The following is a 25,483-nucleotide window of genomic DNA, read 5'->3' as shown; positions in this document are numbered from 1 at the left end:
TGTGCCTCTGGGCGAGTGAAAGGCAAGAGGACAGCAATGGCAAAAGCAGTTGTAATCGGGGCCGGGCCTGCGGGTCTGATGGCGGCAGAGCAGCTTGCCGCAGCGGGTCACGACGTGCTGGTGGCCGAGGCCAAGCCTTCTGTCGCGCGCAAGTTTCTGATGGCAGGCAAATCCGGCTTGAATCTGACCAAGGATGAACCGTTCGCAGCGCTGATGCCCAACTATGGCGGCGCAGCGGATTGGCTGCGCCCGATGGTGGCCGAATTTGATGCCGACGCCGTGCAGGATTGGGCGCGTGGGCTGGGACAAGAGCTGTTCACCGGCTCGACAGGACGGGTGTTTCCCACTGTGATGAAAGCCTCGCCGCTGTTGCGGGCCTGGCTGCGGCGGTTGGACGAGGCGGGTGTGCAGATCCGAACCCGCTGGCGCTGGCTGGGTTGGGATGGCGACGCGCTGCGTTTTGACACGTCTGAGGTGCCGCAGGTTATCAAACCCGACGCGACCGTGCTGGCGCTGGGCGGGGCCAGTTGGGCGCGGCTAGGGTCAGATGGTCAATGGGCGCAGATGCTTGCAGAGAAAGGCGTGTCGCTGGCTTCGTTCGAACCGGCGAATTCGGCGCTGTCGGTGGCGTGGAGCCCGCATATGCAGCCGCATTTCGGCAAGGCGCTGAAATCGGTGCGCTGGATGGCCGGAGAGTTGCACAGCAGGGGTGAGGCCACGATCTCTGCCACCGGGCTGGAAGGCGGCGGGCTGTATTCGCTTACACCGGCGCTACGTCGGGGAGCGGATCTTAATGTCGATCTGGTGCCCGATCTGGGTGCGAAAGCTTTGCAGGCGAGGTTTGAGGCAAAAAGCGCGAAAACAACGTTGTCTCAATGGCTGAAAAAGGCTCTGAAACTACCGCCACAGAAAATTGCTCTGTTTCATGAGATGTCCAAGCACGCAGGTGCGCCGCAAGGGCGCGAAGCGGCGTCGCTCAAACACTTACCCATCGTTGGCGCGCAGCTGCGCCCGATGGATGAGGCGATCTCAACCGCAGGTGGGATCCGGCGAGACGCTATGGATGACCACCTGATGCTAATGGCCAAACCCGGCGTGTTCTGCGCGGGTGAGATGCTGGATTGGGAGGCCCCGACGGGGGGGTATCTTCTGACCGCGTGCCTCGCCACTGGGCGCTGGGCCGGGCGTGGGGCTGTGCAATGGCTGGCGCGCTAACGCGACCGGGCCAGCATTGCCAGACGGATCATGGCGCGTTCCACCAATGCCATGGCGGGTGCGGTTTGACCAGCGGACCGCAAGGACAGGTCCGTATCGGTCAGAACGGTCAGCGCGGTTTGCAGCTTTGGCGCACCCCAGCCCTGCGCCTGCCGCAGGATCCGGTCGCGCCGTTTGCCATAGACTGGCGGACGCAGCTTGCCGATTCCCTGCGCCGCCCCACCAGGGTCCGATGCGCAGGCGTAGAGCGTGCGAAAATGCCGGGTGGCCCCAATGCACAAAGTCACCGCGTTGGTGCCCTGCGATTGCAAGCGGCGGATCAGCGGGCCGATTTCGCCCGCACGGCCCTCGGCCACCACGTTCAGAACATCGTCCAGCGCGGCCTCGGTCGAGCGGGGGGCGCAGGCTTCGATATCCTCGATGGTCAGCTCAGAGCTGTCTCCGCGCTTGTATAGGGACAGCTTTTCAATGGTTTGCGCAAAGTCTCCGGGGCTGATTCCGGCTGCAAGTTCGGTTATCGCCGACATGGAATCGGACGGGATGTTCTTCAACCCGGCCTCGGACAGAACCCGTTCGACCTCGGCCCGCGATGGGGGATCGTCGTAGATGCCGACCGCATAGGCAGAAGGGTGTGCTTCAAAGGCCTTGCGGATTTTCGAGCTGGGTTTCAATAGCCCGGCGGTGACGATGATCTGAGCGTCACCGGGCGCCCAATCCTCGAAGGCTGCAAGGATCGCAGGGGCAGCCACGTCGGTGGTATCCTCGACAAACACAGCGCGTGGGCCGGGAAAGAACCCGACGGCTTTTACCGCATCCAGCAACAGGGCCGGGTCGCCGCGCAGATCGCTGCCGGGCATCCGCGTCAAGCGTATCTCTTCTTCGGCATTTGCGCCCAGAAGGGCCGCCAGAACCTGCTGGCGCTTCAACGCCACACGCATCGCATCCGAGCCGTATATCAGCAACCCAAGCTTGTCGGCGTCAGGCCGCGCAAAATACCCCTCAGCCTCGCGTGGGCTGAGCTTCATGTGCCAAGTCCCGGGACGGTGTAAAGCTCGGTTACGATCTGGTCCGACAGAATCACCATCAGCCGCTGCATCGCATCCCGCTCGTCCGCCAGAGTCGACACGGTTGAACCGGCTGCGGAATAGCCGACGAAATTGTTTACCCGGCCCGAGGCCAAAATCTGCCCGGTCTCATTCGACCGCAGCGCGTAGGTCGCGGTGCCTTCGATATTCAGACGGTTGGTCTCGTTGGTCTGGGTGATCGCGGCAGAACGAACTACAGTCGAGACATCGACATCAAGATTATAGGCGTTACCCGAATTTGCACTGCGGCCCAGCCGTTGTTCCAGATTCTGGACCAGCAGAAAACTGTTGGTTGAATTCGGCGCCGATACTGTGACACGCCCGTCCAGAGCCGCGCCAGCGCCACCGGGGGCATAGACCGGTTCAAAGCCGCAGGCAGCGAGTGCCAGCGGCAGCATCAACAGGGTTCTGCGGTCAAACAACGACATTCACGATCCGGCCCGGTACAACGATCACCTTTTTCGGCGCATTGCCATCCAGCGCCTTTTGCACAGCTTCGGTGCTGAGCGCGATTTTTTCAACCTCGGCCTTGTCCATTTCCAATGGAACGCTGATTTCCGCGCGGCGCTTGCCATTGATCTGAATGGGCAGGGTGACGGTATCGTCGACCAGCATCGCCTCATCTGCGACGGGCCACGCGGCGGTGGCAACCAGCCCCTCACCGCCCAGCAATTGCCACAGCTCTTCTGACAGGTGCGGGGTCATCGGGGACATCAGCTGCGCCAGTGTTTTGGCCGCCTGACGTTTGGCAGCTGCGCCCGCCTTGGATTTCGCCAGTGTATTGGTAAAGGCGTAAAGCTTGGCGATCGAGGCATTGAAACCAAAGGATTCGACCCCGCCTGACACATCATGAATGGCTTTGTGCATTTCACGCAGCAGGGTTTCATCCTCGGCATTGGCGGGCGCATCGGATTCGGCGATCTCAGTGGCGATGCGATGCACGCGGCTGAGGTGCTTAAAGGCGGCCTCGGCCCCGGATGCGGTCCATTCCACGTCGCGTTCGGGCGGCGAATCGGACAGCACAAACCAGCGCGCGGTATCTGCACCAAAGGCTGAGATAATGCTGACCGGATCCACCACATTTTTCTTAGATTTGGACATTTTGGCCGAAGGGATGATCTCGACCTCGGTACCGTCGGCCAGTTTGCCGTCGGTCACGTCCTCGGGCAGGTGGTAGACCGGGCGGCCATTGGTGTCGCGGGTCTGGTAGATTTCATGCGTGACCATGCCTTGGGTGAACAGCGCGTTGAACGGCTCGATGGCCTTTTTGGGCAAGTGGCCGGTGATCTGCATGGCCCGCGCAAAGAAGCGCGAATATAGCAAGTGCAGAATCGCATGTTCGATGCCGCCGATATACTGATCCACGTTCATCCAGTATTCGGCCTCGGCCAGATCGGTCGGGGTTTCGGCACGAGGCGCGGTGAAACGGGCGAAATACCACGACGAATCGACGAACGTGTCCATCGTGTCGGTCTCGCGTTTGGCCGGGGCCCCGCAGGACGGGCATTCGCAGTCACGCCAGGTCGGGTGACGATCCAGCGGGTTGCCGGGTTTGTCGAATGTCACATCGTCGGGCAGGCGAACTGGCAGGTTCTCTTTCTTTTCGGGCACCACACCACAGGAATCACAATGCACCACGGGAATCGGGCAGCCCCAGTAGCGCTGGCGGCTCAGACCCCAGTCGCGCAGGCGATATTTGGTGACACCTTCGCCCCAGCCCGCCTTTTCGGCGAAATCGACGGTGGTGTTGATGGCCTCATCACCCGTCGCCTCAGTGAGGCCGGCGAAGTGATTCACCCAGCGGACTTTCTCGGTTTTCGGCGGAACGAAAGCGATTTTGTCCACCGGGGTGTCATCGTCCAGTGCAAAGAATGTATCGACCACCGGCAGACCGTATTTGCGGCAGAAGTCCAAATCACGCTGGTCATGGGCTGGGCAGGCAAAGATTGCGCCGGTGCCGTAATCCATCAGGATGAAGTTCGCGATCCAGACTGGCAGTTCCCAATTCGGGTCCAGCGGGTGTTTGACGGTGATGCCGGTGTCATAGCCCAGCTTTTCGGCGGTCTCGATCGCTTCTTCGGTGGTGCCGCCCTTGCGGCATTCGGCCACGAATTCAGCGACTTCGGCGTTTTCAGCCTCCAACTGCTTGGCAATCGGGTGATCGGGGGAGATACCCACAAAAGACGCGCCCATCAGCGTATCGGGGCGAGTCGTGTAGACGGTGATCGGCTCGGCACCATCGGTGCGTTCAAAGCTGAACTGCAGGCCGCGCGATTTGCCGATCCAGTTTTCCTGCATCAACCGTACCTTGGCGGGCCAGTTTTCCAGTGTGTCCAGCGCGCCGAGCAATTCTTCGGAATAGTCGCTGATCTTAAAGAACCACTGCGTCAGTTCGCGCCGCTCGACCAGAGCGCCCGAGCGCCAGCCGCGCCCGTTTTCCACCTGTTCATTGGCCAGAACAGTCATGTCCACCGGGTCCCAGTTCACCACGGCGTTCTTGCGGTAGACGAGCCCGGCCTCAAGCATATCCAGAAACAACGCCTGTTGCTGGCCGTAATATTCCGGGTCACAAGTGGCGAATTCGCGCGACCAGTCGATCGACAGGCCAAGCGGTTTCATTTGCCCTCGCATGTCGGCGATGTTGCCGTAGGTCCAGTCTTTGGGATGGCCGCCGATAGCCATCGCAGCGTTCTCGGCAGGCATCCCGAATGCGTCCCAGCCCATTGGATGCAGCACGTTGTGCCCAGTCGCCAGTTTGTGCCGCGCGATCACGTCGCCCATCGTGTAGTTGCGTACGTGTCCCATATGGATTCGGCCAGACGGGTAGGGGAACATCTCAAGCACGTAGTATTTCGGCTTGTCCGCCTTGTGATTAGCGGCAAAGATTCCGGCCTTGTCCCAGGCCTCTTGCCATTTTGCTTCGATTTCGTTGGCCGAGTAGCGCGACATCGTGCGGTCCTTCGTGAATGAAAACGCCGGGACAGAGCCCGGCGTGGTAATATTGTGATTTGCAGCGGGTGGCTAGAGCTTGTTGTCCGCAATCCGCAACTGACGGGCACGAGACAGGATTGCATCTTCAACCGCGCGCGTGGTTGCAGCGCTGACAGGAGCGCCTCCGCTGGTTTGAAGCGATACCGAAAGCGAACGCGCCGCGAGGGCCGGATCACTGATATGCACTGTGGCGCGATATTGACGGCCACCACCCGGAGGTGTGCCATAACCCGTTACGATTACACCGGTAAACGGGTCCACCTCTTCGACAGGCAAGAAGTTCAGAATGTCCAGAGACGCCGACCACAGATAGCGATTCACATTGGTGACCTGCTCGGCATCGGCGGTATCGAACACATCCCAGATCGTCGAGCGATTCGGGTCATTCAACTCGCGCTCAGCAGTGCTGGTGCCGTCTGACGAAAGTTGCAGGTTTGGGTTCGGTGGTTCAGAGTTGCCCAGCCCGCAAGATGACACCAGGGCGGTCACAAGGATCATACCGAAAATCGTCTGCGGGCGCATCGTCGAAGGGTCCTGTATCATTGGGTCTCACTCGTTCAGAGATACTCCTAGACAAGGTCAGGTGCCGCAACAAGCCTATTCTTGTCACTCTAAGGATGGGTTTGTTGGTGTGGCGGGCCAGGCAATCAACTGTGGCATCCTTGCACCAATCCGCGGCCAATAGGGCGCGAGGCTTTATGCCAAGCTTGCGTGAAGGGGGCAAAAAGAGCGAAACGGTTCCCGTGCTGAGACACGTGCAAAGACATGTGTCGAGTAGAAAAACTTTGAAACCGAGGGAAACAAGATGAAAAAAGTTCTCTTCGCATCGACCGCTCTGCTGGCAACCGCAAGCATGGCGTCGGCCGAAATCAAATTCAGCGGCTACGGTCGCTTTGGTATCGGGTACTTGGAAGATCGCGCAAACGCGACTGGTACTACCAATATCACCATCACCACAATCGACGGCGGCACGGCGACAACAACCGTTGCTACGACTGCAGAAGCTGACGAAACCATCCTGGTCTCGCGTTTCCGCCTGAACATCGACGGCGTTGTCGATACCGATAGCGGCGTTGAGTTCTCGGCTCGTGTTCGTCTGCAGGCTGACGAAAACGCCAGCACAGGCGAAGCTGGCTCGGCTCAGCTGAGCGGTGCACGCTTCACCGTTCAGTACGAAGGTCTGCGTGTTGACGCGGGTAACGTTTCGGGTGCCTTCGACAACTTGGCCAACTACTACGGTAACGAGCCCGGTCTGGAAAGCTTCATCGGTCAGTACTCGGGTGTTGACTATAACTTCCTAGCCTTCTCGTCGACCGGCTCGGGTTCGAATGCTGTGTTCTTCCAGTATGCAGTTGGCGATTTCGCGTTTGGCGCGTCTTATGACCAGAATACTCTGTTCTTGAACGATGGCCTGGGCGGTACCGAAGATCGCGACCGCTGGGACGTTAGCGTAACTTACACCTTCAACAATGTTACTGCGGCGCTGGCCTATGGTGAAACCGACGGCGGTGACAGCGGCGAAGATTCAGACTTGCTGGTCTTCACCTTGGGTGCAGATTTCGGTGACTGGAATTTGACTGGGTTTGTTGCAGACGAAGACACACCGACTACCATCATCGGAACTCGTGAAGTTGAAACAGACGGCACTGCATGGGGTGTGTCGGCAGCCTACAACCTGGGCGCCGCGACAACTCTGAGCTTCGCTTACGGCGACGGTAACGCAGACGGCGACACTCAGCAGTATGGTATCGGCGCGGTATACGACCTGGGTGGCGGTGCATCGCTGCGCGGTGGTATCGGCAACAGCGACTGCGACGCATGTGAAGACTCGCAACTGCGCGCAGACTTCGGTGCATTCTTTGCATTCTAAGTTGAGCTGAACCGCATGGTTTAAGGGCAGGTCTTCGGACCTGCCCTTTTCTTTTGCGCCGACTTGGTGTTTTCCTGCGCGCAGGTCAATTCGAGGTAACCCATGCCGCTGCACGATATCTCAACCCGTATCACCAAGGCCGAGGCCGACGCAGGACGCGTTGCTGGCAGTGTCAAGCTGATCGCGGTGTCCAAGGTTCAGCCGAACGACCGCGTACTGGACGTTCTGGCGCAGGGCCAAAGGTGCTTTGGGGAAAACCGGGTGCAGGAAGCGGCCGGAAAGTGGCCCGGTTTCATGGAAACATATCCCGATGTCGATTTGCACCTGATCGGCCCGTTGCAAACCAACAAAGCCCGTCAGGCGATCGAGCTGTTCAGTACAATACACTCGGTTGATCGCCCCAAGCTGGCCAAGACCCTCGCACGATTGGCGCAAGAAGTGGGCGCGTGCCCTGACCTGTTCATTCAAGTCAACACGGGGGAAGAGGCGCAAAAGGCTGGCATTATACCATCCGAAGCTGACACGTTTATTGCCGAATGCAGGGCGCTGGATCTGCCGGTCGTCGGGCTGATGTGCATCCCTCCGGTCGATGAAGAAGCCGCACTGCATTTTGCATTGCTGGCGAAGATTGCCGCCCGCAATGGGCTTGAGGGGCTGTCGATGGGTATGAGCGACGATTTCGAAAAGGCCATCGCCTTGGGTGCAACCCATGTGCGTGTCGGCTCGGCGATCTTTGGCGAACGCGTCAGGCCCGAGGAATAACTACCCGCGTCCCGGGCAGCACCCTTTTCGCGATCCAGTGCAGATGATCGCGCCGAAAGGCAATGCAACCTTCGGTCGGAAATCCGGGTCGCCGCCATTGATGCAGAAAAATGGCCGACCCACGACCCGGAACTGCATTGGGCCAGTTCCAATCCGTCAGCAGCACAACATCGTAGAGCGGATCAGCGCGGCGCAGTCTCTCGTGGCTGAACGGGTAGGGCGCACGTACCAATTGATTATATCGAGAATCGCTTGCGTCATCGGACCACAGATCCTGCGGTCCAGTCGGGATCGCCCAAGAGATCGGCGCCACAACACGATCCGGTCGGTACAGAAGCCCGACGATGTGATGAATGCCGGTCGGGGTCGCCCCATCGCCCTCGCGTTTGTCGTTGCTCAGCCCGCCTTTACCGATTGAGCAAGGAAACATACGCCCGGCAAACCGAACGCCGCGCGGGGTCAGAACCAGATCTTGCGGGGTCACAGCAAGTGGCCGGACTTGGCCGCCTTGGTTGCCAGATATCCGCGGTTATGCGCGGTTTCGCCCACCTTCAGCGGTACACGTTCGGTCACGGCGATGCCGGTTTTCTCCATCATCGCAATCTTGGCAGGGTTGTTCGTCAGCAACCGGACCGAGTTGAACCCCAGCGATTTCAGAATATCCGAACCCAATCGGAAATCACGCTCGTCATCCTCGAAACCCAGCCGGTGGTTGGCTTCGACCGTGTCGAACCCCTGATCTTGCAGGAAATAGGCGCGCATCTTGTTGGCCAACCCAATGCCCCGCCCCTCTTGGTTGAGGTAGAGCAGCACCCCGGCGCCCTCCGAACCCATCTGCGCCAGTGCCCCCCGCAGTTGCGGGCCGCAATCGCATTTCAAGCTGCCCATCAGGTCGCCGGTGAAGCAGGCCGAATGCAGCCGCGCCAATACTGGTTTGCTTCGGTCCGGGCGGCCGATTTCGATGGCGTAATGTTCTTCGCCGCCATCTTCGGGGCGGAACACGTGCAACCGGCCTGCCTCGGACACCTCCATCGGAAGGCGCGCGGCGACAACGGCATTCAGGATGCTGCGATCGGCCAGATGCGGTGCGGCGCGAGTGTGGTCGATGCAGGTCAGACCGTGCGCCGCGGCAAATGCGCGCCCGTCCTCGACCGGGACCACAACGGCTGCGGGCAGCAGACGCGCTGATTTGGTCAGCGCAATGGCGATGCGGTGCAGATTGGCATTACCCTGACGTTCCGTCATCAGGGGGCCCTTCATAGGTGCATTCAGATCGTCCGAAGGGTCGGCCACAGCCTGAACCCAACCGATATCGGTATCTGCCGGAATGACCACCCGCGCGAGATCACCATCATAGGCCCGCGCTTTCAGAGTCTCAGCTCGTCTTACGGTGATTGCAACCACTGGCTCGCCGCCAAGGCTGCGCAAATCCGCAAGCCGTTGGGCGTTCAGGGTTTCTGAGGCAATGGCCAGCACGCTGAACCCACTGTCATCCGTTAGCACGACCGGGACACCCATACGCAGGTCCGCGCGGGCGCGTGCCAGCAGTTCCGATATGTCGGGGATAAGACTCATTTATGTTACCCTGTAACGATCAGCCTCTTTCTGTATCCTGATCCGCAGGAAATGTGAAATAATTCCTACTCGCCGGACACGAGGGCGTGAGACGATTGCAGCAAACCTTGTTGATTGCATATTCGACACGCAAGTGTCCGAAAAGGCTTAGGAGGACCGGGAATGGCACAGCTTAAGAAAATCCTGCTGGTGGATGATGATGAAGACCTGCGCGAGGCGCTGAGTGAGCAGCTCGTGATGACAGAAGACTTTGACGTGTTCGAAGCGTCAGATGGTGCCTCGGCCATGGAGCGAGCCCGCGAGGCGATTTATGACCTAGTTATTCTGGACGTCGGTCTGCCTGATACGGACGGGCGCGAGCTGTGCCGCCTGATGCGCAAGCAGGGCGTCAAAAGCCCGATCCTGATGCTGACCGGTCACGACAGCGACGCCGACACCATTCTGGGCCTGGATGCCGGTGCCAATGACTATGTTCCTAAGCCGTTCAAGTTCCCGGTTCTTTTGGCCCGCATCCGTGCCCAGCTGCGCCAGCACGAACAGTCCGAAGACGCCGTCTTTGTTCTTGGGCCGTATACGTTTAAGCCTGCGATGAAGATGCTGATCACAGAGGAGGATCGCAAAATCCGCCTGACCGAGAAAGAGACGAACATCCTCAAGTTCCTCTACCGCTCGGCGGATGGCGTTGTCGCGCGCGACGTGCTGCTGCACGAAGTGTGGGGTTACAACGCTGGTGTCACTACCCATACGCTGGAAACCCACATCTATCGCCTGCGTCAGAAGATCGAGCCTGATCCGTCCAATGCTCGCCTTTTGGTCACAGAATCGGGCGGATACCGTCTGGTCTCTTAACTGCCGGTGGATTGATGTGGATCAAAGTGATACCCTGAAGTCATCATTAAGTTACTCCCAACCCGCGCATGTCCGGGTTATGACATGCACCTCCCTGTTGGACTGCCGGGCCTGATGGCCCGGCCTTTTTTTGTGGAACGAGTCTGTATGACGCCCGGCCACCGTCCGTGACCACCCAAATTCCGGACGCGCTTGACTTGTCCCACGGTACCGGTGCCAACTCGGCCCATCGTTTTGGGGGGGATGGGATTTGTCCAGTGACATTCGTGAATTGTTGAAGATTGAAAAGCCAATTTTCTCAGCGCCGATGGGGGGCGCGGCGGGACCGGATCTGGTGGCGGCTGTCTGCAATGCGGGCGGTTATGGCGTCATCCCGTTGTGGGGCAAGCCCGCGGCGCAGGTTGCAAGCGGCATTGAGGCGGTGCGTGCCCTGACGGACCGGAACTTTGCGGTCAATATCAACCTTGAATTTCCGTATGAGGAACAGCTTCAGACCTGTATCGACAAACAGGTTCACGCGGTTTCGCTGTTCTGGGGGATGGAGCCTGAGGCGATTTCCAAAGCCAAAACGGGCGGCTTGCTGGTGATGGCCAGCGTCGGCAACGCAGCCGAGGCCAAGGCGGCGGAAGAGGCTGGCGCAGATATCATTGTCGCCCAAGGGTGGGAGTCCGGAGGCCACGTCTGGGGCCAGGTCGCCACCATGGCGTTGATTCCCGCCGTTGTGGACGCGGTTTCGGTTCCGGTTGTTGCGGCGGGGGGCATAGCGGATGGGCGCGGCATGGCGGCTGCGTTGATGCTGGGGGCTTCGGCCGTTTGGGTCGGCACCCGGTTTCTAGCCAGCGTTGAGGCCACGATTCATGACGAATACCGCCGCCGCGTCCTGAACGCGACCGAGGCGCAGACCGAATGGTACTACGACCTCTATGATGTGAAATGGCCGCAAGCCCCGCATCGCGCGCTGACCAATTCCACCGCGCAAAAGTGGAAAGACGCAGGGTCCGCCGCGCCGGGCCAGCGTCCCAACGAACAGGAAATTATCGGCCACCGTCCTGATGGTGAGGCCGTGGTGCGGTACCAAAGCTATACCCCGCTGCCCGAAACACAGGGCGATGTCGAGGCAATGTCGCTTTGGTCCGGGCAAGGCGTTTCGATGGTGCGCGAGGTGATGCCCGCCGCACAGATCGTCGATGAGATATTCAACGAGGCGCAAGCCCTGCTGAATGCGGTGCCATGCCGGCTCTGACATACCGGTTTTTCCGATGGCACCCCGCCCCGCACCGCGCTAACGTCGCGCTCAACCGCGACAGAGGAGTCCCCCATGCCCTTTACTCTTGCCACCTGGAACATCAACTCGGTCCGCCTGCGCGAGCCTATCGTGCTGAAATTGTTGCAGGAAGAGGCCCCAGATGTGCTGTGTCTGCAAGAGTGCAAGTCACCGGTCGAGAAGATCCCGACCGAAGGCTTCGCCGAACTGGGGTATACCCACATGGTCGCGCGGGGGCAAAAGGGCTACAACGGCGTCGCCATCTTGTCCCGCATCCCGATGGAGGAGGTGGGCGACAAGGATTTCGCCAGTCTCGGCCACGCCCGCCACATTGCGGCACGGCTGGAAAATGGAGTGACCATCCAGAACTTCTATGTCCCCGCCGGTGGCGATGTGCCCGACCGCGAGGTGAATGAAAAGTTTGGGCAAAAGCTGGATTACCTCGCCGACATGCGCGATTGGTTCCGCGCTGAAAAGCCCGAAAAATCCATTCTGGTCGGCGATCTGAACATCGCCCCACGCGAAGATGACGTGTGGTCGCATAAACAACTGCTCAAGGTTGTCTCGCACACCCCGATCGAGGTCGAGGCGCTGGCTGAGACGCAGGATGCAGGCGGTTGGGTTGATGTTACCCGTCAGGACATCCCCGAAGGGCAGCTCTATAGCTGGTGGTCCTATCGCGCGCGTGACTGGGATGCGGCGGACAAGGGGCGGCGGTTGGATCACGTCTGGGCCACGCCCGATATCTCGAACGCGGGACATTCCAGCCGCGTTCTGCGCGACGCGCGCGGATGGGAGAAACCCAGCGACCACGCCCCGGTCTTTGCCACATTCGACCTGTAATCGCGCAAGTCAGCCCTTGGTTTCTGCCTGTTGCGGTTGCATATAGGGCGCAAGTTCGAACGAAAGAGTGACTGCCATGGATCTTCTGAATACCGCCCCCGACTCTGCCGCTGCCGACCTGATCAAGGACGGGTCCGAGGCCACCTTTATGGCCGACGTCGTGGAAACCTCGCAAGAGGTGCCGGTCATCGTCGATTTTTGGGCCCCGTGGTGTGGCCCGTGCAAAACGCTGGGCCCGATGCTGGAAGAGGCCGTCACCGCCGCCAAGGGCGCGGTCAAGATGGTCAAGATCAACGTGGACGAGGCGCAGATGATCGCCTCGCAAATGCGCATTCAGTCGATCCCGACGGTCTATGCCTTTTTCAAGGGTCAGCCTGTCGACGGGTTTCAGGGCGCGCTGCCGGGGTCCGAGATCAAAGCGTTCGTTGATCGGGTGATCGAGGCGGCAGGCGGCGAAAGCCCCGGTGGTCAGTTGGACGAAGCTGTCGCGGCGGCCGAGGAAATGCTGGCCGAAGGTGCGGCAAGCGATGCGGCCCAGACTTTTGCCGCGATTTTGGGCGAAGATCCCAACCATGCCGGCGCTTATGGCGGTCTGGTGCGCGCGCATATCGCCGCAGATGATCTGGAACAGGCCGAGGCAATTCTGAACGGGGCCCCGGCCGAAATCTCCAACACTCCGGAACTGGAAGCCGCCCATGCGCAGTTGGAACTGGCCAAGCAGGCTGCGGATGCGGGCCCCGTGGCCGAGCTGACTGCGGCGGTTGAGGCGGACCCCGACAACCATCAGGCACGCTTCGATCTGGCGCAGGCGCTGCACGCGAACGGGGACGTGGAAGAGGCCGTCGCGCAATTGCTGGACCTGTTTCGCCGCGACCGCGAGTGGAATGACGGCGCCGCCAAGGCGCAGCTCTTCACGATCTTTGATGCGCTCAAGCCAAATGACCCGATTGTTTTGAACGGGCGGCGTAAACTTAGCTCGATGATATTTGCCTAATTTCTGAACAGAGCTACACTCCGGTCTATGATGCATCCCGCCGACCTGCCGGAAACGGTATCCGTTTTTCCTTTGCCCGGGGCGTTGCTGCTGCCCCGTTCGCGCCTGCCGCTGCACATTTTCGAGCCGCGCTATTTGCAGATGCTGGACGACGCTTTGAAGACGCCCGAGCGTCTGATTGGAATGGTGCAGCCGAACCCCTGTCAGAGCAACGAAGCCAAACTGCATCAGATCGGTTGCGCCGGACGCGTCACGCAGTTCTCTGAAACCGAGGATGGGCGCTATCTGATCACGCTGACCGGCATTTCCAGGTTTCGGGTGAAATCTGAACTTGACGCCTTTACCCCTTATCGGCGGTGCGCGGTGTCATGGGACGGGTTCGATCGGGACCTTGGCAAAACCGAACAGGATGACGGGTTCAATCGCCTGCGCTTCCTGAATCTGTTGGAAAAATTCTTTTCGTCGCAGCATCTTTCGACCGATTGGGATACGCTGAAAGACGCGGATGATGAGTTGCTTGTGAATTCGCTGTCTATGCTGCTGGATTTCGACCCCGAAGAAAAACAAGCCCTGCTTGAGGCCCCTTGCTTACGGACGCGGCGCGAGACGTTGGTAACACTGATCGAATTCGCCATGCGCGGCGGATCGAGCGAGGAACATTTGCAATGACTGAACACGCGTTTGACCGCCACATGCTCGAGGCGCTGATTTGCCCGCAAACCCACACGACCCTGCACTATGATGCGGACAAACAAGAACTGGTGTCGAAAGCCGCCGGGCTGGCGTTTCCGATCCGCAATGGCATTCCGGTGATGCTGGTGGATGAGGCGCGCGAGCTGGACTAGATCGCGCGGCCTTGCAGCAGTTTCGGCAGGTCTCCGGTCAACCCTGCGGCCTCGCGCACAAAGCCGCGTCGTAGGCCTGGCAGTGATCCGACGATTCCCATCCCGATATCGCGGCCTGCACGCAGAAGCGGATTGTCGTTTGAAAACAGCTTGTTGAACACGTCTGTCGCCATCGCCAGCGAGGCCGTGTCAAAGCGCCGCCACTCCTGATAACGCTCTAACACCAGCACCGATCCGATATCCTCACCCCGTCGCCCAGCTAGGGTCAGAACCTCGGCCAATGCGCCCACATCGCGCAGACCGGCGTTCAGCCCTTGGCCTGCAATCGGGTGCATCCCGTGGGCGGCATCCCCGACCAACGCCATGCGGTCGCCGATAAAGGAATTGGCGATGGTCAGGTTCAGCGGGTAGGTGAACCGATCGCCTTGTAGCCGGATGTCGCCCAGAAAATCGCCGAACCGGGGGCGCAGGACTTGCAGATAGTCACCCTCGGGCAGGACGTTGATCCGTTGCGCGGCATCAGACCGTTCACTCCAGACGATCGAACTGCGATTGCCGGTCAGCGGCAGGATGGCCAGCGGGCCGGGGGGCATGAAGAACTGATGGGCAATGCCGTGATGGGGCAGGTCATGTTCAATCGCACAGACCAGCGCGGTTTGGCCGTAATCCCACCCCATCCGCTTGATCCCTGCGCGCGCGGCGGTGCCGCTGCGACGACCATCGCAGCCCACCAGCAGCCCACCCGAAACGGTCGCACCATCATCCAGTGTAAGGGTCACGCCGGTCGCGTCAGCCTCTTGCGCGACAACTGTGCGTCCGTTGATCTGCGTGATCCGGGTCTCCTCGGCCATGGCGTCCAGAAAGGCACGACGCAGGTGGCGATCCTCGACCATGTAGCCCATCGGACCCTCTTCGATCTCGGCATGGTCGAAATGCATGAAGAACGGCGAAGGACCCGCACCCGCATGTCCATCCGTGACCTTGATCTCAAGCATGGGCTGGGCGTGATCGGCGACCTTGCCCCACACGCCCACGGCATCCAGCAGCCGTTGCGAGGCCAGCGCCAGCGCATAGGCACGTCCGTCAAACGCCGCGTTCTTGCGGACTTTCTGGGCCAAACTGTCGATCACGGTGACAGAATGCCCTGTTTGGGCCAGCGCCAAAGCCAAAGCCGGGCCGTTCAGCCCGCCGCCTATGATCAGGATATCGGTCTTGTGTTCCATGCCTCGCAATATGCGCGCCCTTTCGGGATTGTCCATGTGCGGTCCTGTCGCTACCGTCGCCTCATAGCAGAATTTCCAAGGGGGTAGGGATGCAGGACTGGCTGACCATGACGGCGTGTGATCTGGGGCGGGGGATCGGTATGGGCCAGATTGACCCGGTCGAGCTGACCGAGACCTATCTGACCGCCATCGACGCCCATCCCTACCGCGACCGCATCTATGCGCGCGTCACCCATGATCGCGCCCGGGCCGAGGCGAAAGCCGCGCAGGATCGCGCCGCGCTGGGCCTGCGCCGGTCACTGCTGGACGGGGTGCCGATCAGCTGGAAAGACCTGTTCGATACCGCGGGCACCGGGACCGAGGCCGGATCGGCCCTGCTGAAAGGCCGGGTGCCGCAGGCGGACGCGGTAGTCGTGCGCAACGCCACGGCCATGGGCACGGTTTGTCTGGGCAAAACTCATATGAGCGAGCTGGCCTTCTCGGGCCTTGGTCTGAACCCCATCACCGACACACCGCCCTGCATTGATGATGTGGATGCCGTGCCGGGCGGGTCATCCTCGGGCGCGGCGGCATCGGTCGCTTGGGGCTTGGCGGCCTGTGGGATTGGGTCCGACACCGGAGGCTCGGTTCGTATTCCATCCGCATGGAACAATCTGGTGGGTCTGAAAACAACCGCAGGGCGGGTTAGTCTTGAAGGCACGGTGCCGCTGTGCTTGCGCTTCGACACTGTGGGCCCGCTGGCCCGGTCGGTTGAGGATGCCGCGCATATGCTGGCCCTGTTGGAAGGCGGCACACCCGCCGATCTGCGCGGGGCCAGCCTGAAAGGGCGCCGCTTTGCCGATCTGCAAAATATCGCCAAGGATGACCTGCGCGACGCTCCTCGTGCCGCCTATGACAGCGCGCTGGAGCGTCTGCGCGATGCAGGGGCCGAGATCGTGCCGCTGGAAGTGCCCGAACTGGCGGATGCGATGGCGCTGTCTGGTGTGCTTTATACGACCGAGGCCTATGGGCTGTGGCGCGATGTGATCGAAGCCAACCCGGATGCGATGTATCCAGAAATCCTCGAACGGTTCCGCACGGGCAAGAATGTCTCGGGTGCGGATTACATCGCGGCGTGGTCCAAGCTGAAGGCCTCTCGCGCTGCCTGGGATGCGGCCACATCCGGGTTTGATGCTGTTCTGGCTGCAACAGCGCCGATTCTGCCGCCCAATCTGGAGCGTTTGCTGACCGATCACGACTACTACGTCACCGAAAACCTGCTGGCCCTGCGCAACACGCGGATCGGCAACCTGATGGGTCTGGCCGCGCTGACCTTGCCGACAGGAACACCGGGCTGCGGGTTGATGATGATGGGCTATCCGGGGTCCGAGGAGGCTCTGCTACGGATCGGATCAGCGGCCGAGGCGGCATTGGCCTGAATGCCACAATCCCCTGATTCGCCGCCACTTTGTCTGGACGAAGTGGGGTGCGGCCTGTAACCTGCCTTAAAACGGGGCGGTATGATCCCGAACTTGAGGCAGTAGATATGAATTTCCCCGAGCGGTTTTCGAACCTACCGGAATACGCTTTCCCGCGTCTGCGCACCCTGTTGGACCACCATCAGCCGGGCGGCGATGTGATTCACATGACTATCGGCGCGCCGATGCATGATTTCCCGGCCTGGGTGACGGATGTCATCTCTGAGAATGCCGCAGGGTTTCAAGGTTATCCGCCCAACGAAGGCTCACCCGAGCTGCGTGGCGCGATCACCGACTGGATCGCGCGCCGCTATGGCGTGACGATGGACCCCGACACCAACGTGATGGCACTGAACGGCACGCGCGAGGGGTTGTATAACGCCGCCATGGCGCTGTGCCCCGAGGAAAAGAATGGCCGGAAGCCGGTCATCCTGTGCCCGAACCCGTTCTATCAGGTCTATATGGTAGCCTCGATCTCGGTCGCGGCGGAACCTGTTTTTGTATCGGCCACTGCCGCCACTGGCCATCTGCCCGACTATGTAGGCCTGCCCGAGGATGTGCTGAACCGCACTGTCGCGGCTTATATCTGTTCGCCCGCCAACCCGCAGGGCGCTGTGGCCTCGCGCGACTATTGGGCCGAACTCATCGGGTTGGCCGAAAAGTACGATTTCCGCATCTTTGCGGATGAATGCTATTCCGAGATTTACCGTGAAGAGGCACCAGTGGGCGCCCTGACCGTCGCGCAAGAGATGGGCGCAGACCCCGAACGTGTGGTGCTGTTCAACTCACTCTCGAAGCGGTCGAACCTGGCAGGGTTACGCTCGGGTCTGATTGCGGGCGGGCCGGATACGATCAAACGGGTCAAGCAGCTGCGCAACTATGCCGGATCGCCACTGCCCCTGCCGTTGCAGGCCGCCGCTGCACGTGTTTGGGCCGACGAAGAGCATGTCATCCAAAACCGCGCGCTTTATCAGGAAAAATACGCTATCGCGGATGAGGTGTTTGCGGGCGTGCAAGGTTACATGTCACCCGAGGCCGGGTTCTTCCTGTGGCTACCGGTCGACAACGGCGAAGAGACCGCATTGAAGCTGTGGCGTGATACCGGGGTTCGGGTTCTACCGGGCGCATATCTTTCCCAAGGCGATCCGGGGCAAAACCCGGGCGAGCATTTTATACGGGCCGCGCTTGTGGCTCCAAAAACAGAGTTGCAGCAGGGGCTAATCACGCTCCGCGACTGCATCTATTCGTGAGGTACGAGGGCAAAATGGCATCATTGAACGCGCGCAACCGCGATCCATTGCTGGACAGTACAACGCAAGCCGCCATTGAACGGCGCAGCAAAGAGCTGATCGGGATTGCCTTGATCCTGCTGGGGTTGGCCTCGGCGGCGATGATCTGGTCCTACACGCCGGATGATCCGAACTGGATGGTCTCGACCGATGCGCCTGTGCAGAACTGGATGGGGCGGATTGGGGCCTCGATCGCGGCACCCTTGTTCATGATCGTGGGCTGGGGCAGTTGGAGCATCGCCTTGGTCCTGATCGGCTGGGGCGTGCGCTTTGCCGGGCATTTTGGCGAGGATCGCGCGATTGCACGGCTGATCTTTGCGCCGATTTGGATTGCCGTCGTCTCGGTCTATGCAGCGACTTTGGTGCCCGATGAGGCTTGGCGTTCGACCCATAGTTTTGGTCTGGGCGGGCTGTTTGGCGACACCGTCATGGGCGCGTTGCTGACACTGTTGCCGGTCGCATCGCATTTCATGGTCAAGCTGATGTCACTGGCCATGGCGCTCGGAATGCTGGCGCTTGGCGTTTTTGTTCTGGGCTTCACGCGCGACGATGTGCGCAAAGGATTCCGGGCGTTTCTGCTGGGTTTGGTTATGTCCTATGACGGGTTGATGAACCTGCTGGGTCGTGGGGCCGCCGCGACCGCGCAGGCCGCCCGTGATCGCCGAGCGCAATGGGATGAGCGCAAGGTCGCGCGCGCCGAGGCCGCGGAGGCTGTATTCGAAGATGAACTGGCCTACGCCGACCCGGTCTTTGACGAACCGCCGCTGACCGCGCCCGAGCCCGCGAAACTGGGCCTGCTGTCACGCATCCCCGATCTGATCCGCCGCCCCGATCCGATGCCCGAGCCCGAACTCATTGACCGGGAATCTCTGGTCGATGTTGACGAGATGCCAGGCGAGGACCGCATCCGGTCGAAGATTTCCGCCGCTGTACGCAACCGCAAGGTCGCCGCGGGTGAGATGGCGCCCGAATATGACCCGAACCTGCCGCTGACCAAGGGGCGGGGGCGCGGGCCTGATCCGTTGATCCTGAACTCTGGTGCGGGCGAATTGCCGCCGGAACCGCCGATGACTTCGACTGGTTTGCCGCCCGAGCCGATGCTGACGGCAGAACCGACCGAATGGCAGGAGCCCTTGCATCAGGATTTTGCGCCCGAGCCGGACTATGATGAGGCCGTGTTCGAGGATGAGCCGATGGTTGAACCCGAGCCCGCCCCTCAGTCGCGCCCGGCGATGAAAATTCCGGTGGCTGAACCGCGCAAACCGGTTGTCGCACAGCCTGTACGCCGCGCGCCTCAGCCTTCGCGCCGCGCGCAAGCCGAAGCGCAGCCTGCGCTGTCGTTCGAGGACAAGCATTCCGATTTCGAATTGCCGCCTTTGGGCCTGCTGGCCAACCCGGCGAACATTCAACGTCATCACCTCAGCGATGAAGCGTTGGAGGAAAACGCCCGGATGCTGGAAAACGTGTTGGATGACTATGGCGTCAAGGGTGAGATCGTCAGTGTTCGCCCCGGCCCCGTTGTCACTATGTACGAACTGGAGCCCGCGCCCGGCCTGAAAGCCAGTCGTGTGATCGGTCTGGCCGACGATATCGCACGCTCGATGTCGGCGCTGTCGGCGCGTGTTTCGACCCTGCCGGGGCGCTCGGTCATCGGGATCGAATTGCCCAACGAAAATCGCGAGATGGTGGTGCTGCGTGAAATCCTTGCCAGCCGTGATTTCGGCGACGGCAACCATGCGCTGCCGTTGGCCTTGGGTAAGGATATCGGCGGTGAGTCGGTCGTGGCGAACCTTGCCAAGATGCCTCACCTGCTGATCGCAGGGACCACAGGGTCCGGTAAATCGGTGGCGATCAACACGATGATCCTGTCGCTGCTCTATAAGTTGACACCCGATGAATGCCGCCTGATCATGATCGACCCCAAGATGCTGGAACTGTCGGTTTATGACGGTATCCCGCATCTGCTGTCGCCCGTTGTGACTGACCCGAAAAAGGCGGTTGTCGCCCTGAAATGGGTCGTGGGCGAGATGGAGGACCGCTATCGCAAGATGTCCAAAATGGGCGTGCGCAATATCGCGGGCTATAATGGCCGTGTGAAGGATGCGTTGGCCAAGGGCGAGATGTTCAGCCGCACGGTCCAAACGGGCTTTGACGACGAGACCGGAGAACCCACCTTCGAGACCGAAGAATTCGCACCCGAGGCGATGCCCTATATCGTCGTTATCGTCGACGAGATGGCCGACCTGATGATGGTCGCGGGCAAAGAGATCGAAGCTTGCATCCAACGTCTGGCGCAGATGGCGCGGGCCTCGGGTATTCACCTGATCATGGCGACGCAGCGGCCTTCGGTTGATGTGATCACCGGCACAATCAAGGCAAACTTCCCCACCCGGATCTCGTTCCAGGTGACCTCGAAAGTCGACAGCCGCACCATTTTGGGCGAGATGGGCGCCGAGCAACTGCTGGGGCAGGGCGACATGCTCTATATGGCGGGCGGTGCCAAGATCACCCGTTGCCACGGCCCGTTCGTGTCGGACGAAGAGGTCGAAGAAATCGTCAACCACCTGAAACAGTTCGGCCCACCCGATTACATGAGCGGTGTCGTCGATGGTCCGGCCGAGGAAAAGGCCGACAATATCGATGCAGTTCTTGGCCTGAATACCGGTGGCAACACCAATGGCGAGGACGCTCTCTATGATCAGGCTGTGGCGATTGTGATCAAGGATCGCAAGTGCTCGACCTCTTATATCCAGCGGAAACTTGCCATCGGTTACAACAAAGCCGCGCGTCTGGTTGAGCAGATGGAGGACGAAGGCGTTGTTTCCGCTGCCAATCACGTCGGAAAGCGCGAAATCCTCGTCCCCGAGCAATAGGATATTTAATAACAGGGGCAGAAGGCCTATCTGTGCCTCATGAAACAGATTGCTTTTGCCCTTGCTTTGACATTGTCCGCACCCGCCGCGTGGGCGGCGGACAAGCTGCCGCTATCGCAGATATCAAACTACCTGAACGAGCTGAAAACCGTTGAGACCACGTTCACGCAGGTCAACGACGATGGCTCGCTCAGCACCGGGAAATTGTGGATAGAACGCCCTGGCAAGATGCGGTTCGAATATGATCCGCCCAACAGCGCAGTGGTACTGGCGCGGGCTGGAACCGTTCAGATATTTGATCCCAAGTCCAACCAGCCGGCTGAGCAATATCCACTAAAGCGTACGCCCCTGTCGCTGGTGCTGGCGCGGAATGTGAATCTGGGACAGGCCAATATGGTGGTTGGTCACGATTTCGACGGTACCGCCACGGTCGTGACGGCGCAGGATCCCAAGAACCCGGATTCGGGTCGGATCGAGTTGATGTTTACCGGCGATCCGGTTGAGCTGCGCAAATGGGTGATCCACGATAACGCAGGCAGCCAAACGACCGTTCTGCTGGGTCAGCTGGAAACTGATGGCAAGCTGAACAGCGACCTGTTCACGAAAAGGACGCGGAGCGGGTCAGGCGATCGCTGACCCGCTGGGCTGTTAAATTCGGCAGCCCGCCAGCTGCGCCTGATAGAGTTTGGCGCGCGCGTCCACATCATTGGCCACGTTCAACAACCATGTTTTGCTGTAATGGCTCCCACGAGCGTAGCCGGTATGGCCTTCGTGATAGGCCAGATACTGGTTGCGGGTGTCATGCAGCTGGATGCCGTTGCGCTGGTTGGTTTTGTTCATGTACCAACCGATGAAATCCGACGCGTCGCGGATACGGTCGCGCTTGGCGCGGCGCTTGCCGGTTTCGCGCTGGTATTCCTCCCACGTGCCGTCCAAAGCTTGACTGAACCCATAGGCGCTGCTTTGGCGGCCCATCGGGATGACACCCAACACGTATTTATGCGGGGTGCGCGCATCGTGGCGATAGCGGCTTTCCTGATAGATCGTCGCCATCTGAACGTGGACGGGGACACCCCATTTCCGCTCGGTGCTTTTGAAGGCCTTGATAAAATCGGGCCGTTCGCGGGCAATGCTGCACGCGTCATTCAGCTTGCTGGGCGGCTGTTTGGAGCCGCCACTACAGGATGCCAAAAGCAGCACCCCGAAGAGTACGATAAGAATTCTGCTCATGTGCCTCGTGCCTTTTTTCTTTATTCTAGCGCAGATTGAGCCTTTAGGAAATCACAATCGCTACAACACAATAGCTAGAATTAAAGGCAACGCGCCCACAGATAGGACAGTTGACACCATAACCAGGCCTGCGACGGCGTCTGCATCCGCTTCGAACCGTTCGGCCAGCAGGTAAGAGGTCACAGCAACCGGCGTGCACATTTGCAGGACCAGAACGCCGAAAGCGACGCTATCCAGGTCAAATGCCAGCGCTATGCCCCAGCCCAGCCCAAAGCACACCGCCAGTTTTAGCGCAGACAGCCAAAGCGCCTGCCCCAAACTGCGCGAAGTCAGTCGCGCGATCGCCACGCCCAGCGTGATCAGCATCAGGGGGATGGCCATTTGCCCAAGTAGGTCCAGTGTATTGGTCAGGAACACGGGCGTTTCCCAACCGCGCCACAGGAACAGGGCACCCAGCAGGGTGGCCCAGACCATCGGTTCGCGTGCGGCTTTGCCGAACGCACCTTTGCCCGCCACAAGATAGATCCCATAGGTAAAGGAAAAGAGCGCCGTTACAGCCAGAAAAACCACCGCAAAACCCAGCCCTGCCTGCCCAAAGGCGAAGATGCACAGCGGCACCCCCAGGTTGCCTGTGTTGCCAAAGATCAGCGGGGCCAGAAATGTGCGGCGATCCAAGCCGCTGAGCCGCACGAACAGGCCAAAGGCCACCGCAAGCACCACATGCCCGGTGATGGCCGCCAACGTGAACCGCGTCAGCTCGGTGGCTGTGATCTCGGTCTGCATCAGGGCGACAAAGATCAGACAGGGCACCGCCAGCGTAACGCCCAGACGGGTCACAAATTGCAGCCGGTATTCGAACCCCAGCTTGACCCACGCAAATCCGATCCCGGCCAAAAGAAAGACCGGAGCCGCAATTTCGAACACTGTTAGTAGAAGGTTCACAGACTGTTTCCCTTAAAATCCGATCATTGATTGGCATTTCCGCCGGGAAAAGAGTAGTAAGTTCTTTGGGGGCTGAAGATATGCTGAAGACACATGCCAAGTACAAATTGGGCCAGGTGGTCCGCCACAAGAAACATCCCTTCCGAGGGGTGATTTTTGACGTGGACCCGGAATTCTCGAACACCGAAGAATGGTATCAGGCCATCCCCGAAGATAGCCGCCCGATCAAGGATCAGCCGTTCTATCATTTGTTGGCCGAAAACGACCAATCCTTCTATGTTGCTTATGTTTCTGAACAAAATCTGGTTGCCGATCAGTCCGGCGAGCCGGTGGAACATCCTGATATTCCAGACATGTTCGGCCCGTTTGAAAACGGCGCATACCCGCTGCATTTCCACCTAAACTGATCGGCGCATCGTGCGCGTTCAGGATCAGTAGCCAAGAGCGCAACCGTCTTTTCGGGGGTCGCTGGCACCTTCCAGAACACCGTCATCGCGGATTCGGATAGCCTGCGCTCCACCCAGTGGCGTTTCCGGGATTTGAACGTTGTGGCCCAGATCTGACAATTGTTGCACCACGCTGGGCGGAATTCCGCGTTCCAGTTTCATAACGTTTCCATCGGCAAAGGCGCGCGGGGCGTCGATGCTGTCCTGCAATCCCAACCCGTGATCCGTCAGGTTGGACAACAGGCGGGCGTGTCCGGTGGGTTGAAACGACCCGCCCATTACGCCGAATGGCATGGTGATGCGGTCGTTCTGTTTCAGCATACCGGGAATGATCGTGTGCATCGGGCGCTTGCCCGGCCCCATCTCATTCGGATGTCCGGCCTGCAAGGTAAAGCCAGCGCCCCGGTTTTGAAGCAGTATCCCGTATTTTGGTGAGGCGATGCCCGACCCAAAACTGTGAAAGATCGAATAGATCAGAGACACGGCCATCCGATCCCGATCGACGACGGTAATATAAACCGTGTCCCTGTGGATCGCCTCGGTCAGCGGAGCGGCGGCTGGCATCGCCCGCTTAGGATCGATCAGGACGGCGAGCCGATCTGCCAGCGCCTGATCGGTGAACTTTTCAGCCTGCGTGGCGTGATCAGGATCGGCGATAAAGCGATTGCGCGCGTCATAGGCCAGTTTTGAGGCCTCGGCCTCGATATGAATACGATCCGCGCTGAAGGGTTCCATCCCGGAAAGGTCGAAGTTTTTCAGGATATTTAACAACAAAAGCGCCGTCGCCCCCTGACCGTTCGGGGGGTGTTCGTACATCTCGACACCGTTGTAGCTGCTGTTGACTGGTAGGGTGACGGTACATTGGGTGGTCCGAAAATCTTCGATCGTGTGAACACCGCCCAATTGCGACAGTGCGGCAACCATGTCCTCGGCAATGTCGCCGGTATAAAACGCATCGCGCCCGTGTTGTGCGATTTGGCGTAGAACTTCTGCCTGACCCGGAGAGCGGAAGATTTGCCCCGTTTTGGGGACCTTACCGTCGATCAGGTAGTGATCTCGCGCGGATCCTTGCAGCGTGGCTGCTCCAATATTCCAGTCCAAAGCCACGCGCGGGGCCACAGGCACGCCGGTATCCGCATAGTGGATGGCAGGGCTAAGGACCGAATCCAACCCGATCCGGCCCTCGGTTTCGGCCAGGTGGCAAAAGGCATCGACCGCGCCTGGTATTGTCACCGCCTCGGGCGAGGTCAGGGGAACCGCACTCAGACCCTGTGAGCGCAAGGCGTCCGCATTGGCCATCGCGGGAGCGCGGCCTGATCCGTTAAGGGCGCGGATTTTGGTTTCGCCAGCACGGTTGAACAGGACAAAGCAATCTCCGCCCAATCCGGTCATCTGTGGCTCGCACAGTCCCAGCAGAACTGCGCCCGCAATCGCGGCATCCATGGCATTGCCGCCCTGTTCCAGAATACTTAACGCAACTTGCGCAGCCAGCGGGTGCGATGTTGCGCACATGCCTTCCGTTGACAGGACTTCGGACCGACCCGGAACGTGAAAATCGCGCATATCAGTATTCCCCATTAACTCGCGCCGAAGGTATCGCGCGGCGGTTTATTGTCCAGTCAAATCAAGGGGAAATTCCTCGGCGCCGTTCACTGGGTGGGGGCTGTGACACTTGGCGCCGAGGGAAGCTATCTGAGCTACAGGTAAGTGTATGACCCTGATTTGCGGCG

The 25,483-nt window shown here is 60.0% G+C and carries 24 protein-coding genes; 14 read left to right on the top strand and 10 right to left on the bottom strand.

Features of this window, described 5'->3' with window-relative positions; genetic code table 11:
* Positions 1–36: 36 nt before the first annotated feature.
* Positions 37–1,215, top strand: coding sequence for a TIGR03862 family flavoprotein (locus tag ACR0DB_RS17920; protein WP_480552361.1), 1,179 nt, complete (start codon positions 37–39; stop codon positions 1,213–1,215).
* On the opposite strand, the gene holA is transcribed toward ACR0DB_RS17920, so the two are convergent.
* The 4 genes from holA to ACR0DB_RS17900 form a co-directional block, all read right to left on the bottom strand.
* Positions 1,212–2,240: a DNA polymerase III subunit delta gene (gene holA / locus ACR0DB_RS17915; RefSeq protein WP_480552359.1), complete on the bottom strand. Its 1,029-nt coding sequence runs from the start codon at positions 2,238–2,240 to the stop codon at positions 1,212–1,214. The two genes, ACR0DB_RS17920 and holA, sit on opposite strands and share 4 nt — an antisense overlap.
* Positions 2,237–2,728 (bottom strand): LPS assembly lipoprotein LptE, encoded by a 492-nt coding sequence (locus ACR0DB_RS17910; protein ID WP_170774815.1) that lies wholly within the window; start codon positions 2,726–2,728, stop codon positions 2,237–2,239. The genes holA and ACR0DB_RS17910 overlap by 4 nt, the downstream gene beginning before the upstream one ends.
* Positions 2,715–5,249 (bottom strand): leucine--tRNA ligase, encoded by a 2,535-nt coding sequence (leuS, locus tag ACR0DB_RS17905; RefSeq protein WP_480552357.1) that lies wholly within the window; start codon positions 5,247–5,249, stop codon positions 2,715–2,717. The genes ACR0DB_RS17910 and leuS overlap by 14 nt, the downstream gene beginning before the upstream one ends.
* Positions 5,250–5,321: 72 nt before the next feature.
* Positions 5,322–5,813 carry a DUF3576 domain-containing protein gene (locus ACR0DB_RS17900; protein ID WP_480552431.1) on the bottom strand — a complete coding sequence of 164 codons (492 nt, stop codon included), beginning with the start codon at positions 5,811–5,813 and terminating at the stop codon, positions 5,322–5,324.
* Positions 5,814–6,096: 283 nt separating this feature from the next.
* Between ACR0DB_RS17900 and ACR0DB_RS17895 the strand changes: the two genes are divergently transcribed.
* Together ACR0DB_RS17895 and ACR0DB_RS17890 are read left to right on the top strand one after the other, a co-directional pair.
* Positions 6,097–7,161: a porin gene (locus tag ACR0DB_RS17895; protein ID WP_480552355.1), complete on the top strand. Its 1,065-nt coding sequence runs from the start codon at positions 6,097–6,099 to the stop codon at positions 7,159–7,161.
* 102 nt (positions 7,162–7,263) lie between these two features.
* On the top strand, positions 7,264–7,923 hold the full coding sequence (locus tag ACR0DB_RS17890) for a YggS family pyridoxal phosphate-dependent enzyme (protein ID WP_480552353.1): 660 nt from the start codon (positions 7,264–7,266) through the stop codon (positions 7,921–7,923).
* Here ACR0DB_RS17890 and ACR0DB_RS17885 read toward each other — a convergent pair.
* Together ACR0DB_RS17885 and ribA are read right to left on the bottom strand one after the other, a co-directional pair.
* Positions 7,907–8,407: a L,D-transpeptidase family protein gene (locus ACR0DB_RS17885; RefSeq protein WP_480552351.1), complete on the bottom strand. Its 501-nt coding sequence runs from the start codon at positions 8,405–8,407 to the stop codon at positions 7,907–7,909. The two genes, ACR0DB_RS17890 and ACR0DB_RS17885, sit on opposite strands and share 17 nt — an antisense overlap.
* Positions 8,404–9,498 (bottom strand): GTP cyclohydrolase II, encoded by a 1,095-nt coding sequence (ribA, locus tag ACR0DB_RS17880; RefSeq protein WP_480552349.1) that lies wholly within the window; start codon positions 9,496–9,498, stop codon positions 8,404–8,406. Before ribA ends, ACR0DB_RS17885 begins: the two co-directional genes overlap by 4 nt.
* Before the next feature lie 162 nt (positions 9,499–9,660).
* Between ribA and ACR0DB_RS17875 the strand changes: the two genes are divergently transcribed.
* From ACR0DB_RS17875 to ACR0DB_RS17850, 6 genes are all read left to right on the top strand, one after another.
* Entirely contained in the window at positions 9,661–10,347 is a 687-nt protein-coding gene (locus tag ACR0DB_RS17875; RefSeq protein WP_170355386.1) for a response regulator transcription factor, read from the top strand.
* Between the two features lie 250 nt (positions 10,348–10,597).
* Positions 10,598–11,590 carry an NAD(P)H-dependent flavin oxidoreductase gene (locus ACR0DB_RS17870; RefSeq protein ID WP_480552347.1) on the top strand — a complete coding sequence of 331 codons (993 nt, stop codon included), beginning with the start codon at positions 10,598–10,600 and terminating at the stop codon, positions 11,588–11,590.
* Between the two features lie 75 nt (positions 11,591–11,665).
* Positions 11,666–12,454, top strand: a complete 789-nt coding sequence (locus tag ACR0DB_RS17865) for an exodeoxyribonuclease III (protein ID WP_480552345.1) — start codon at positions 11,666–11,668, stop codon at positions 12,452–12,454.
* A 76-nt stretch (positions 12,455–12,530) separates the two neighbouring features.
* Entirely contained in the window at positions 12,531–13,448 is a 918-nt protein-coding gene (trxA, locus tag ACR0DB_RS17860) for a thioredoxin (RefSeq protein ID WP_480552343.1), read from the top strand.
* A gap of 27 nt (positions 13,449–13,475) precedes the next feature.
* Positions 13,476–14,117, top strand: coding sequence for an LON peptidase substrate-binding domain-containing protein (locus tag ACR0DB_RS17855; RefSeq protein ID WP_480552341.1), 642 nt, complete (start codon positions 13,476–13,478; stop codon positions 14,115–14,117).
* A complete protein-coding gene (locus tag ACR0DB_RS17850; protein ID WP_170355381.1) occupies positions 14,114–14,293 on the top strand; it encodes a Trm112 family protein in 180 nt (59 codons plus the stop codon). Before ACR0DB_RS17855 ends, ACR0DB_RS17850 begins: the two co-directional genes overlap by 4 nt.
* Here ACR0DB_RS17850 and ACR0DB_RS17845 read toward each other — a convergent pair.
* The gene (locus ACR0DB_RS17845) at positions 14,290–15,552 is read right to left on the bottom strand and encodes an FAD-dependent monooxygenase (RefSeq protein WP_480552339.1); all 1,263 of its coding nucleotides are present in this window, start codon (positions 15,550–15,552) and stop codon (positions 14,290–14,292) included. The two genes, ACR0DB_RS17850 and ACR0DB_RS17845, sit on opposite strands and share 4 nt — an antisense overlap.
* Before the next feature lie 53 nt (positions 15,553–15,605).
* Between ACR0DB_RS17845 and ACR0DB_RS17840 the strand changes: the two genes are divergently transcribed.
* From ACR0DB_RS17840 to ACR0DB_RS17825, 4 genes are all read left to right on the top strand, one after another.
* Positions 15,606–16,934, top strand: coding sequence for an amidase (locus ACR0DB_RS17840; protein WP_170791217.1), 1,329 nt, complete (start codon positions 15,606–15,608; stop codon positions 16,932–16,934).
* Between the two features lie 107 nt (positions 16,935–17,041).
* Positions 17,042–18,223 carry an aminotransferase class I/II-fold pyridoxal phosphate-dependent enzyme gene (locus ACR0DB_RS17835; RefSeq protein ID WP_480552337.1) on the top strand — a complete coding sequence of 394 codons (1,182 nt, stop codon included), beginning with the start codon at positions 17,042–17,044 and terminating at the stop codon, positions 18,221–18,223.
* A gap of 14 nt (positions 18,224–18,237) precedes the next feature.
* Positions 18,238–21,135: a DNA translocase FtsK gene (locus ACR0DB_RS17830; RefSeq protein WP_480552335.1), complete on the top strand. Its 2,898-nt coding sequence runs from the start codon at positions 18,238–18,240 to the stop codon at positions 21,133–21,135.
* 39 nt (positions 21,136–21,174) lie between these two features.
* Positions 21,175–21,771, top strand: a complete 597-nt coding sequence (locus ACR0DB_RS17825) for a LolA family protein (RefSeq protein WP_170791204.1) — start codon at positions 21,175–21,177, stop codon at positions 21,769–21,771.
* 12 nt (positions 21,772–21,783) lie between these two features.
* Here ACR0DB_RS17825 and ACR0DB_RS17820 read toward each other — a convergent pair whose 3' ends face one another.
* Positions 21,784–22,365, bottom strand: a complete 582-nt coding sequence (locus ACR0DB_RS17820; protein WP_170774790.1) for a transglycosylase SLT domain-containing protein — start codon at positions 22,363–22,365, stop codon at positions 21,784–21,786.
* Positions 22,366–22,425: 60 nt separating this feature from the next.
* Positions 22,426–23,307 (bottom strand): AEC family transporter, encoded by an 882-nt coding sequence (locus ACR0DB_RS17815; RefSeq protein WP_170791202.1) that lies wholly within the window; start codon positions 23,305–23,307, stop codon positions 22,426–22,428.
* 80 nt (positions 23,308–23,387) lie between these two features.
* Between ACR0DB_RS17815 and hspQ the strand changes: the two genes are divergently transcribed.
* On the top strand, positions 23,388–23,714 hold the full coding sequence (gene hspQ, locus ACR0DB_RS17810) for a heat shock protein HspQ (protein ID WP_170774786.1): 327 nt from the start codon (positions 23,388–23,390) through the stop codon (positions 23,712–23,714).
* A gap of 24 nt (positions 23,715–23,738) precedes the next feature.
* On the opposite strand, the gene ggt is transcribed toward hspQ, so the two are convergent.
* Positions 23,739–25,316 carry a gamma-glutamyltransferase gene (gene ggt, locus ACR0DB_RS17805; RefSeq protein ID WP_480552333.1) on the bottom strand — a complete coding sequence of 526 codons (1,578 nt, stop codon included), beginning with the start codon at positions 25,314–25,316 and terminating at the stop codon, positions 23,739–23,741.
* Positions 25,317–25,483 lie beyond the last annotated feature (167 nt).

The sequence above is a fragment of the Ruegeria sp. AB6 genome, from assembly GCF_056542685.1.
This window is presented reverse-complemented; position numbering and strand designations above follow the sequence as displayed.